We start from the raw sequence: 12,256 nt of genomic DNA, 5'->3' as shown, positions 1-12,256 counted from the left end.
CAATAATTGAAACTGCGACAATCAAGGACGAGAAAATTATGCCCTAGACTGTCACTGTTTCATTGAACTAACTTCTACATTCGTGGAATTATCCTTATGTCTCATTATGTTCCTACTTGGATTTTCTTATTTCTTCAAAAACAGCATCCTTAATTTCACTAGTTAGTTTAGCCCAATCAGTTTTACTATTCCTTTGAATATTGTCAATAATAGATTTGAAACGAACGTTATCGTCACTTACCAAAAACCTTCCAAACATGCGATCATGCTCAAAAATTATCTCTCCTACTTGATCTTCAATTGTAACTGAAACTGGATAAAACGGGTCTTCAAATCTCTCTGGAATAGGTGTAATGAAACAACCCCGCATGGAAATCATCCTTTCTTTTTAACCTTAGAATTGTTTCTTTCCCTCGCCAACAGTTTTGTCAATATGATTTCTTCGATATTACTCATTATGATCCTATAGTGAGTCTTGATAAATCCGAGTCAAAGGATCTTAACTTCCGAGACAGCAGCCGTTATAGACGAGATAAACAACTCTTTGGGTAACACTGATCTGTGATTTCCGTTTCCGGCAACTAACAGATTCCCATTAAGCATTTCTAGCAATACTATTGTTGAGGGTCTTCATTTGTCCAACCTTATTCCGGCTCTTCGCTATACTTCGTGGGAAAAGTCGAGGTATTCGTTACTAATAGAGCGATTTGACATGGAGCCTCTACGGGCATGATTTCAAGCGAAAGGGCGAAACCACAAGGGTTTCGGATGGCAGGACAGCCTTTCATGCCCGCCACTCCATGTAAAATCGCAATCTAGTTTACCCATTTCGAATTGCGAGGAAGCCTTTTTCCTCAACACTCTTCTTCAACTTGTCAATTTTATAATCGTGTAAAATAGATGGATATTCGTATGTCTCATTAATTGCTATTACTCGTTTGGATCTACATGTTTTATTACTGAATCAAACGTAGAAATTTGTTTATTCTTGTTTTTCCAATGACTTCTGCGATGACTTTTCAACCCGTTTTATCTAGTTTACTAACAATTTTATCCACCCCGCGAACATTGGTGGCAGTACCTTCTTCCAGGAACGAAAAGAATTCCTCTACCGGAATTTTCTTTATATCATTTAACAAATAGTTCAAGGCGGATAAAATTGAACTCTTGCCGACATTATTCTCGCCTATCAGAAAGGTAGCGTCCGAAAAAAACACCTCTGTATCCAGATGCCTACGAAAACCTTCAATTTTCTAACTATAAAGTTGCATACGTAAACTCACCCATTCATCGATTATAATAATAACAAGGATTCGACAAATGGTTACATTTTCCTGCAAAAATAAAAAACAAGCGAAAATAGAAGTATTTCCTCATTTTCACTTATTTTCATTTCATATCAAAACTGCCATTATTATCGGTGCTGAACACTGCGCCGACTCCATCTTGGGATTTTAGGTTGTTAATTCACGAAGAATGTCATTGTAATAATGCTCAATTAACTTTTCTTGAAAGGCGGACTTCCGATGTTCAAGCATAATTTGAATAAGTTCTTGTAGCTGTGGTTCTTTAATGTTGGTTAACATCTTTTCAGAATCAAACGTTTCATCAGATAAACTTAGCAGATAACTTTCATTATCGAACCGCCATGGCTTAACTTTAGACTCTAACCGCTTTATAAGATTTTCAGCGATAGATAAGCCTTGCGGATCATGGTCGCCAGCATAAAAAATAACATTGTTACTTTTAGCTATTTTATCGAGTAACTGGAGTGCGGATAATTTCATTCTTCCATGAGTACATAGGATACTTGGCATGAACGGCTTGTCTTGAAATTCTTCAATTAAACTTGCATACAAAGATGAGTTCTCAACAACGAATACCTTTTGCTTATATGCTTCTACTCTCTTTAGACGAAATACATCACGTAAAGGTAAATTACAAATCGTTTTTTCTTCAATAGCGCCCTCAAGCACCTTAAACAAATCTTCGTTATCTTTATATCCACGAATCCCGAAGCAAGAAACAAAGTTAAGTACATCATCTCGCCATATCCTGTGAGTGCTAAGGATCTCCGTGATTTCTTCTGCATTGGGATTGGGTTTATATACCCAGCCTTCCCTTTCTAGTAGTAATTGTAAAAAAGAAATGAGGAGATGCCCCGCTTCTGTTTTAACATCAAAGAAATGCGGACTATCCGTTACATCTGTTGCGAAAAGTGCGAGTCTCTTGGGTTGTTGAAGCGGAAGTTTATTTACCGCATTAAGGGAAGCACCTAGCACGGTTTTAAGTGCTTTTTTGTCTTGTTGATAAAGTGCATGAACTTGCAGTGTCCCTGGAGACTTCTCGCTAATTTTAGCCATGATAAAATCGGAATTGGAACCAGGATGCGCCTGATGGAGTTCAATGAAGAAACGTTCTTTCTCCTGTTCAAATGTCAATTGTTTTTCTTTGTTCGTGATGATTGTTTTGCCGGTATACGCCTCTATTAGCGTTAAGAGTGTGATGCCGGAAAATTTTGTGCCTTGGAGCTTTTCTTCAAAAAGAAGTAAGGGGACGGATAGCTTGTCCCCGTTTCTCTTAAGTTTGTCTCCGATTACACCTCGGATGGTAATAAACTCGTCATCCGTAACGTGTTCCAGGATGGCGTTGCCGCCAATGCGTTCTAAGCCTTTATACCGTTTTTCAAACTCAACGAAAAGACGGTCGAAGCCCTTCTTCTCTTTGAAATATTTCGCAGCCTCGTTGGCTATGCTCATGACGTGTTCCCCACTTAGTTAAAATAAGGTGATTTGCGAGTTAAATGATTCGCTGTTATCTTCCGGAACTTCTTGAGATTCATCGACAGGCAGTTTTCGAATGCCGTTCCATGTATAGGCTGTGGACATAACCACGTTTGCATTGCCTAACCGGCTTAGAACCGCAATATAAAGGTCCGGTACTTCTTCGTAGCAAGCCCATATTGCTTGCGAATTCAGCGTGTAATCAAAATCATATGATTCGATAACTTTGAATGCTTCTCTGATGTTCTTTTCGTCGACGCCGGCAAATGCTTCATCCAGTGCAAATATGCGCGGTGCATCAGGTCTCGCATTTTGCAGCCTGGCATCTACCGCGGCAAGTAGCGGAGTATACATTGCCATCGCACGCTCGCCGCCTGAGAAGGTATTAAAATTACTTTTCTTCATTTCTCTGCGCGGTTCGCCGGCCTTGGTGTAATAAATGATGAATTGGTACCAATCGCGGTAATCAAGCACTTTCATGATGTCTTCAATAAAGGAAGAAGTGCCACTTAGTTCGGATTTGCGTTTGGCTTCGTGCACTTTGGACCGGAAGTGCTGCGCGACTTTCTTTCTGTCGGTATCCGAGAGAAGGACTGGGTCTTTTTCGAGGATACGCATCAAATCCACTGTGTCCAGTTCGTCCTCGTTTGGATTGCTTTTTGGCGACCACACCATGTCAAACTTTAGTCCACTTGAAATTTGGGTGCGTTCCATGATTTCGTTGATGCGCAGTACCCATTCTTTTGCGTTGCGGATTTTTCCTTTGATGATTTCTCCGACATGATTAATGAGAATGTCTTCGTAAATCTCGATATCCTTCTCTGCCATCACATCGGCGAGAATTTTATCTTGCTCTTCGAGTTTGGTTTTGGAATAGTTCGGCGATACCCGGCGAGCTTGGTACTCCAGCGTAACCTTTTCGCGCTTCGCAATCATCAACAGGATGTCACAAAGACTGCTTTGGTCAGCGGTTAATTCCGGTGCGTCCAGTTCAAATTCGACCGGCTCCATGCTGAGATTGTATTCAGGCAGTCCTTTGTCTGCTTCACCAAAGACGGTGCCCATATCACTCTTAATTTTAACTCTATCTTTTTTCGTAAGAAGATTACCAAACTTCTGCATAACGACAGTTGCAAGAGAAACAGGGTCCGCATCTAACGGTAAGCCCAGTCGTTCTCCGAATTCATTAACGTCTTGCAAAAGTGCTTTTTCCCAAGCACCAACAAACCACGTTAAGAAGCGCTTTTTTTGTTCTCCAAGCGGCAAACGGTCTTTTAAAGTTTTCAATGCATTATCTAATTCCCCGAAAGAACGATTAAGGTCGGAGAGGTCATTGGGTAATTTGTCTAGCTTGTCGGCAATCGACTTTGCAAGTTCGCGTATACCGTCGGCATCTATTTCTTTTAATTGTGTTTCGTAGCTATCTATCCTTACGGTAAGGCTTTTTAGTTGACCATCAAGTGCAAGTACCGCCCCTTTCGCCTCTTCGATGGCATCGCCGATTTCCTGTATTTTTTCATCTTGGTTTTCGAGCAGTGTTTGCTTATCGAAATATGAACGGCAGGCGCTTTTCAAGTTTGTGAGAGCCGATTTAAAATTGCCGATGTACTGGCATTCCTGATAAATCGCTTGCTCGTTTTTGTCTACGGAAAGGGATTCAAATTCCGAGTTGATTTTAGCAAGCAGTGCATCAAGAACCGTTTTTTGTTCCTTGAACTTATCATTCAAACGCACGAGGTCCGGTTCTAAAATATCGGCAATGTAGCTAACGATGGTTTCCAGTTTCCGTTTCGCGTCTTTAAGCGCAGCGAACTTCGGAAACCGTTTGAACTCTTCTTCTACTGCCCCTATAATGACTTTGCTTTCATCAATGTCGGTTTGGAGTCGCGCAATTTCGTTGTCCAGCCCTACAATCTTCTCCATCAAGGAAGCTATCTTGCGCAGGCGTTCTTGTTCACGCGCATGTTTGCCAATATATTTTGCCCCCCCATAGTGCGGAGCCGTGCCAAAGACAAAGGAACCTTTGAAAGCACCGTTATCCGATACATAATGTGCATCAGTGTCCGAAATCGAAATCCCTTTAAGGACCGCTAAGACATCTGCTTCCGTTATTTCATCGCCGCTTGCAACATCAAAGTATTGCGTTAGGTTGTTTGTAGTTGCGGGGTTGTTGCTGCTTTGGACTGCTTGAGTCTGCGCCGCGCCTTGATAGGGAGTCGGCACAATAAGCGAGGTCAAAATACCCACTTCCGCGAGCACGGATTCTAAGCGCGATTTCTGCTCATCTGAGAGGCTTTGTTTAAATTCAACCGCAGCATAGAAAGGGACAAAGGGGATGCCTTTGGCTTTAAGTTCTGCGATTTGTTTTTGCTTTGGTTCAGGAAGTTCAGGTTCAATTTCCTCGTTTGCTTCAAGCGCCGCCTTTTCCTGTCCTACACGTGATTTCTCATCCATTTTGGCTTGCTTTTGAGAAGCGAGCATTGCTTGTGTAAGCTGAAGATTGGAGATTTGCTCATCCCGCTCCCGCAGGATAGGTGCAAGCATTTCTTCCTCGGTTACCGATTCCAAGTAGCCATTCATCATCCGCTTTACCGTCGTAGCGCAATTAACGCTAAGTGTGAAGGCGTGAAGGTCTTTTATCCAGGTCTCAACTTCGACATAGCTATTATTACGTTCGCGGTCGTATTGGTCCGCTTGGTCACTTCTAAGCTGTCTTTGTACATCCAAAGCCGTTTGCTTTTCTCCGATTTGTTCGCGCATGTCGATAAGTACGCGTTTCTTTTGCTCGTAATCGGACCACTGTTTATGAAGCGATTCAAGCTGTTGAAGGCGAACCCGTGTCTGCGTCTCCCAATGGAAAAAATCATACCTTCCTTCACTTACATGCCGTTTGTAATGGTCGATGAAAGCGTCATAAATATCCGCGAACGAAGTGTCGTAAGCTATTTCTTCTAGGATTTCTAGCACGGCTTTCATTTCTTTTTCAATTTCCCAAAGGTCGTCTTCAATTTTGCGTCGGACATCCTGCTCGGACGATAATGCTTGTTTTTTGTTGTCGAAACGGGACGACTTGTCTGTTTTGTCGCCCTCTAACTTTTGAAATGTATTTTTAGCCGAATTGAGTGCATCTTCAAGATTGCTAACTTCGTCATGTTTAAGTTCAGACCTTGCTTCTTTAAGCCCCTCGATTTCACTTTTAATCACTTTGATTTGAAGCTCTGCAGCATTAAATGCTTCGGTTTTATCGGCAATTTCAGTAAGTGTGGCGTCATATTCGGCGTTCACGTTTTGCAGCTCTTGCATGTTATCGATGAAATGTTTTGCCTTATCCGCAAACACGTAAGAAACGTAATCGTCGTAGCCTTTATCGAGTTTAACGGCGAACGATAAGTCGGCTTGCGTCTTCATGATTTCGCGCTGGGTTTGGTCTTGTGCTTGTACGGTTGTAGTCAGTGCCGATAATTCTTGCTCGGTTAATGAAGGCAAGGAATGATTGAGAGTATCCTTCAGATCATCAGGTCCGCCACCTTTTGTAAGTTTCGGGCTTTTCAGGCGAACAAGCACATCCGTAAACAGTTTGAGTCCGGATTCATCAGGGAAACCAAAAAGTTTGTCATTGATGAGTTTGGCATACTGGTTTAAATCCACCACATGACCGGAGTCTCCAACATCGTTTACGAATTGTTTTCTATTGAACGGGATGTTTTCGAGGGAACCGTCCAGCATCTCGGTTTTATAAAGTGACAGTGAATTCTTTCCTTTTTTAATCCGACGATTCGGGATAACAAAGCCCCATGCATCCTCCATCTTCCGGTTTTTTCGTTTAGCATACATGCCGATGCCCGTTGTCATGTACTCTTCCTTGTCGCCAAGTTTGTACTCAACAACAACGTAACCAATACGTTCTGTAATGTCTTTGTTGAGCGACTCTTCGCCAAGCAAAATATCATAAAACTTGCGGTCGCTCGATTCAAACGGGTCCAGGCGTTTTGGGTCTTTGTTGCCGTCGATAAGGAAGGTAAAGACCGTATTCATGGCAATGGACTTTCCTGCACCGTTGTGACCTTTAATGAGGAGTCTGCCATTTCTGAATTTATATTCTTCGTTCGGGAAGTACCAATAGTTAAAAAAAATAATGCGGTTTGGCTTCCAACGTTCAATATGTCTTTTCATAGTTAAGCTCCCTTCGAGCTCTCTTCTTTCGATTTTTCAAAAAAACGACCGATAACGTCGTAAAGTTTGAGTTCGCTATCCTTCGTAACTTCGGCTAATTTCCAATCCATTAGTGTATTTACAATACTTTTTTTGATTTCGGGAATGCTCATGCCTTTTAAGCTGCTTGTCCACGTATGGCTGTGCTCGCCAACCAAGTGCCGGCACATCATATCCAAATCCGTAGGGGTCAAAACGACAGTGCCGTCTTTTTGCTCTGCGAGTGCATCATCATTATCTATGATTTTTAACCGAAGCAAACTCGCGAATTGGATAACCAAATTGGCTTCCGAATTACTTGCGGGGAAAAATTTACGGAACGTGCCGACACTATCTCTCACCAAAAAGGCACTGGCGTCGTAAACATCAAGGTTCATTTCATAGTAGGTTTCGGCGTGTTCATTAAGATAACGCCCATATTGCTGAAGGTACTCAAAATCCGCTTGAGGCACCTCGTATTTGTACATGGCAGGTTCTAAAAACAGTTTACGGTACAAGACGTGTTTTCTTTCGATGCCCAGCTCGCGTTCTTGCATCTCTTGCAACGACATGACATCGTGAAGGGTCATCTTTGTTTCTAGCCCAAAATTGATGTTGCGCATAAAATATTTCACGAGTCCGGTAGAGCGAAGCAAAGCATCTCCGGTTTCTTTGTCTTGGAAATCTTCGATGTTTTTATCGACGACTTCGATTAAGCATCGACGAACCGTTTCTTTTAAAGCGCGAACGAGCGATAAACGATTGCGGTAACCATCGTTGCCTTTCCAAGTCAGTGTTAGAGAAGAATCCACTAAACTGCTATCCGTCCCGCTTCGGGGATAATAAGAAGCAACAGCTTGGCATACATCAGATAGAGTAAATTGCTTCGACGTTTTGCCATCGAGGAATGCAAGTATACAGTAAAACATGACATAGTCTTTTGTTTCCCTGAAATCAGAGATACCGTTTGCCGCTTGCGGTGTAATTTGAAATTTTTCAAGCTTTGCGAAATCCGCACCCAAGACCAGCTTAAAGCGGAAATAATCTTTAAAATAATCGCGTAAAGCGCCTTCGTTTTTCTTTATTTCATAAAACAATTCCGGATTATCTTTTCGTACAATCCAAAAATTATCGAGTAGTTGATGGATGCACTCAAGAAACTCCTGCGAGGGCTTTTTCACGTACTTTCACCTCTGTAAATGTCAATTGAAAATCTGGTAACGAAAGGTTACCATCTGTACATCGCATTTCGACGTTTTCTTTGCCCAGAATGTGGAGCTTAAATTTAACGCCAAGCTCTGTAGAACCTTCGTAGACGCCAAAACCGATTTCATTAAGCAAAGCCGCATTAATCCAATCAAGAAGTGCCCTGCGTACAAATGGTTCGACCATGTCCATTTCTTTTATAACGAGATAGGGCTGGCTGACCAGTTCTAAGAGCACGCTTTCTTCGTATGCCAGTCGTTCTTTCATTAACCGCAGCTCTTCGAGTTGTTCCTGCGTGACTTTGGTTAGCTTAAGATTTCGCTTCGTTTGCGTTTCGCCGGTCGGTCTCACCCGGTACGTCACATCTACTTCGTCGGGCTCAAAGTCCCAAACCGTTCCGTCATTTCTATCCGATGGTTTTCTTGCGAGTTTAAAATGCTGAATGCCTTCAAATCCAAACAGATAAGAAAAAATTTTGTGCGCTTCGTCAAGCGTTGAAGCGTGCGCCATATCCGCCAGTCGCAAAAATTCGGTCACGCGGCTCTTTTTAACGAATTGCCGCTCCGCATGAAAATGAGCGAGCTTGGACATTTTGCTGATGGCGTCTCGAGTACGCACTTCCATTTGATAGGCCTTGCTCGGCTTTGTTCCGTTTGCGATAAACCAGTTGCGGATGCCTATCCAAACATCAAAGAAGGTCTCTGTATATTCTAGGTCTGATACTACGGCAGTTGTTGGGATAGTTTTTTTGTAGCGAATGAGCTGCGTAATAATCGACTCGATTTTTTTCTCCGAAATTCGGGTGATGATATTGATAATAGATGGAGAATTCCGGTTGAGTTCAACAATGAAGTCCGTTAAGTAGGAACGGAATTGATTCTTAAACACAATAAAAGCATCAGTCTCCATTTTGCTATCGAGTTTATCACCACTAATGTGATTCAAGTAATCGGACGCATCATTATCCAGTTTCGTGAAACGTTCATACAGTTCGTCCCATGCAGCATAAAGGTCTTCAAGGTCCTTAGTATCCAAATCCGTTGCGACAGAAAAACTGTTTACGCGGATAAGGGCATTGTACAAACGTTCTGTTAAATTTTTGTCGAGGGAACCGCCGCGAATTCGATTAAGCTTTTTTTCCAAAAAAATAAGCGTTTTTTCCAACTCGATTGTGTACTCCGTCAATGAATACGTTTTCCTGTTTTTTATGAGTTCTTCAAGCGTCGCAGCGTCCGTATTGTCTTGATTTAATATTAGATTTTTATTGCCTACGAGGACGGATAAATCGCCTTCAAGTTTCTCCATCGTGTAATCCCCAAACTCCGGGTATTGCTGAAGATAGCTGAGGATTTCAATTGGTAGAACATCGTTATTAAAAATACGATGCTGCTCATACATGTATCTTAAAATTGCACGATAGTATTTTGTATCTTGTGTGGAAAGATAAATGGCTTCAGGCACTTGGCGCATAACTGACATGTCCATCTTAGCTGAGCTCTCCCCTTTCAATTCAGTTGCTACTGCGGTCATATGCACGACGACGCTTACTATCTCATTTGAGATACCACGTTGACGATACCCTTGGTGTTGAAGTTTTTTTATTAACAGTACTTACGCAATCTACCGTAAACGAACTCACGCAAATCATCATTATTATTTATCGCGGCTGTAACCTCCCTGAAGTTCTTCATTATTGCTGCTCGTTGTATTTACGGCTTGCACTTACCACATTTCTTTAACTCATAATGCGGATAGTTATTTTCCGACCAAAACGATGCCTCCTCCACGAGCGAGAAATCTAATTTGTTGAGCCGCATACAACATCTCCTGGCCGCATAATAAGATAAATTTTGATAATTTTGGATTTGAGAATCAAATTTTTCTCCGAGTCTACTTCCACTTCTTCCTTAATTATGACACGACCATTTGACCTCTACTTGTCACCGAATGGTTGTTCCTATATAAAACGAACCTTAAAATAATTGAAGTCCGCAAGTTTAGTTTCTTTTATAACAACCCGCGTTTAATACCACGCTTGAAACGATGAAAAACCTCAGAAGGATACATGTTTAATGCGCTCATGAGTACGACTTGGGCTTCCGCTCTTCAATATCACATAGGTTGCCATACGCAGTTTCAAAAGCCAGATCAATAAACTTCTGGTTTTTCGAAGTTTACTCCACCCCGGTTGCGTCAACTTGGCTCCAAAAACTTGCTCTATCTCATCTTGCAACTCATCTAAGAGCGGAAATCGCGATGCGTATCCAAGACTTTCAATTAGCCCAGTGTAATACCATTGCTGGCTCTCACGTCCCCGTTTGAATCGCTTCCACGTCTCTTCGCTATACTGCTCCAAATCCCGTCTGATTGAGCGTATATTGTGCAGCTTATCTGCACAAGACACAAGACACCTGACGAATGGCCAGATTGGACGTTTTCAGAACCTCCAGCGTGTGCTGTTTTCTCTCCCCCCAAATGGCTCCTTTATCGGGTTCAGAGCAGCCCTGAACAGTTCCAAGAACAACGGGGCCGAACAGCGCACGCAATTGTTCATCGGTCGTCTCGGTATCCTCAAGCGTATCATGCAGGATCCCGGCAGCTACAACTTCCTCGTTACAACCTGCTTTCAGCAAAATCATTCCGACCGCATACGGATGACTGATATATGGAATTTCTGTCCCTTTTCGCGTCTGATTTCGATGTGAATAGGCGCCAAATTCGATCGCTTTTTCAATGATTGAATGACAGCTCAATCCATGTTTATCTGCGACATTGGTCATTCAACAGACTGCTTTCCTTCAAATCATTTCCTCTATGGATTTTCTCATGATATCCGTGAGGGAGCTTAAGCGCTAGTTCCTTATTGCATTCGCCGGGCTTAATGTATAAACCCCATACTTGATCAATCAGGAGCCCCTTTAATCAGCCGCACAAAATAGTTGGGCGTGCTGAGATGGATAGCACGGAATATCAGGATGCGTTGCCATTTGTATTCTGCAGCTGGCACACTTAGAATTATTTTAAGGCATCGGTACAGATTAGAGCCCTATCCTCACCCACAGCTTGTCCTCTTTGATTTCAATCCCATGAATGGAGCCGACCGGCACCTTTGGTACGACATCCAAACCATTCAAATCAAAGGTGACTATACTTTGCACATAAGAAATGAACGGCGGCCGCGGCGGCCGATTCAAAACCTTGCGTTTTACAGACTCGATCTCGGCCGGCGGAAGGTCACTCCTTCAAAATGAAGCAGCCGCTTATCCATCTCCTTCGGTTTCAGCGCGATCGTAAACGGAATCGGGACGAGTAATTTTTTCGTTCGTCCGCTAATGGTTAATCTTTCGTCGGCAAGCTCCAGCTTGAGCTGTTCTACGCCTTCAATTGGCTGTTGCAACATCAAATATTCGAGCATGGTAGTCGTAACCGGGTTTGTAATCCCTAGTGTTTTAAATTGTCGAATAAACCGTTCATTAAGACCACTCCTTTTTGGTAAACATATCAGGAAAATTATCGTGCAAAGAATTGATCAGTCTGTTGTCGATGCTCATCCGTGATATGAACGCTAATCGCTTTATACAAGTGGAAGATTCTCGGTTTCGAGCAAACTCTCCTTGCACGATCCACAAACAGCTAACTTGAGTTTATCGGCTTCTACTTTATTCTTCTGACCGTAATTGGAGCATTCGATGATACCGACCATGTAAATACCTCCACTTTTTCAAATAAAATTGTTTACTAGATTGTGAAAACGCCATTATTCGAGTGTTTCATAGCTATGAATAAGACTTCTGGGTATTTTTACCTACTTGTTCATTATACAAACTTTTGCAAGATGAGGATAGAGTGTTAATAATAACCACTAGGTATTAAGAGTATAACGCACTGAACTACCGGCAGGCTGTCAGCGAAAATACGTTCGATTACGCAGGCGAACTCGTTTCTGCTGTAAATCGGTTCAATTGCAAACCTTTCCGATCCATCGCCCTAATACATACATCAGCAAATCACCTCAACTCCATCTCCATCCTCCCCCAGGTACAACTGCAGGAACGACCCGCAACCGGACTCTATCA

Annotated in this window: 8 protein-coding genes; all 8 read right to left on the bottom strand. The window is 42.4% G+C overall.

Features of this window, described 5'->3' with window-relative positions; genetic code table 11:
• Nucleotides 1–112 precede the first annotated feature (112 nt).
• Nucleotides 113–370, bottom strand: coding sequence for a hypothetical protein (locus IEY46_RS33980; protein WP_229750732.1), 258 nt, complete (start codon nt 368–370; stop codon nt 113–115).
• A gap of 649 nt (nt 371–1,019) precedes the next feature.
• Entirely contained in the window at nt 1,020–1,250 is a 231-nt protein-coding gene (locus tag IEY46_RS33975) for an AAA family ATPase (RefSeq protein WP_268239558.1), read from the bottom strand.
• A 204-nt stretch (nt 1,251–1,454) separates the two neighbouring features.
• The gene (locus IEY46_RS33970) at nt 1,455–2,759 is read right to left on the bottom strand and encodes a TIGR02679 domain-containing protein (protein WP_189000200.1); all 1,305 of its coding nucleotides are present in this window, start codon (nt 2,757–2,759) and stop codon (nt 1,455–1,457) included.
• Between the two features lie 18 nt (nt 2,760–2,777).
• Complete coding sequence (locus IEY46_RS33965; protein WP_189000198.1) at nt 2,778–6,956, bottom strand: TIGR02680 family protein; 4,179 nt, start codon at nt 6,954–6,956, stop codon at nt 2,778–2,780.
• A 2-nt stretch (nt 6,957–6,958) separates the two neighbouring features.
• Complete coding sequence (locus IEY46_RS33960) at nt 6,959–8,155, bottom strand: TIGR02678 family protein (RefSeq protein WP_189000195.1); 1,197 nt, start codon at nt 8,153–8,155, stop codon at nt 6,959–6,961.
• Nucleotides 8,127–9,665 (bottom strand): TIGR02677 family protein, encoded by a 1,539-nt coding sequence (locus IEY46_RS33955; RefSeq protein ID WP_229750730.1) that lies wholly within the window; start codon nt 9,663–9,665, stop codon nt 8,127–8,129. Before IEY46_RS33955 ends, IEY46_RS33960 begins: the two co-directional genes overlap by 29 nt.
• 902 nt (nt 9,666–10,567) lie before the next feature.
• Nucleotides 10,568–10,960 carry an HD domain-containing protein gene (locus IEY46_RS33950; protein WP_308422872.1) on the bottom strand — a complete coding sequence of 131 codons (393 nt, stop codon included), beginning with the start codon at nt 10,958–10,960 and terminating at the stop codon, nt 10,568–10,570.
• Between the two features lie 425 nt (nt 10,961–11,385).
• On the bottom strand, nt 11,386–11,580 hold the full coding sequence (locus IEY46_RS33945) for a hypothetical protein (protein WP_189000189.1): 195 nt from the start codon (nt 11,578–11,580) through the stop codon (nt 11,386–11,388).
• Between the last annotated feature and the right edge of the window lie 676 nt (nt 11,581–12,256).

Origin of the sequence: Paenibacillus nasutitermitis, assembly GCF_014641075.1 — a bacterium.
In the GTDB taxonomy this organism is placed as follows: Bacteria; Bacillota; Bacilli; order Paenibacillales; family Paenibacillaceae; genus Paenibacillus_Z; species Paenibacillus_Z nasutitermitis.
Note: the sequence above shows the minus strand (reverse complement) of the source record. Positions and strands in the feature narration are given on the sequence as shown.

Bases quoted from the DNA above. Each gene is read 5' to 3' on its own strand.
- IEY46_RS33970 (WP_189000200.1), bottom strand. From the start codon at position 2,759: ATGAGCATAGCCAACGAGGCTGCGAAATATTTCAAAGAGAAGAAGGGC.
- IEY46_RS33980 (WP_229750732.1), bottom strand. From the start codon at position 370: ATGCGGGGTTGTTTCATTACACCTATTCCAGAGAGATTTGAAGACCCG.
- IEY46_RS33945 (WP_189000189.1), bottom strand. From the start codon at position 11,580: ATGTTGCAACAGCCAATTGAAGGCGTAGAACAGCTCAAGCTGGAGCTT.
- IEY46_RS33965 (WP_189000198.1), bottom strand. From the start codon at position 6,956: ATGAAAAGACATATTGAACGTTGGAAGCCAAACCGCATTATTTTTTTT.
- IEY46_RS33955 (WP_229750730.1), bottom strand. From the start codon at position 9,665: ATGGACATGTCAGTTATGCGCCAAGTGCCTGAAGCCATTTATCTTTCC.
- IEY46_RS33950 (WP_308422872.1), bottom strand. From the start codon at position 10,960: ATGACCAATGTCGCAGATAAACATGGATTGAGCTGTCATTCAATCATT.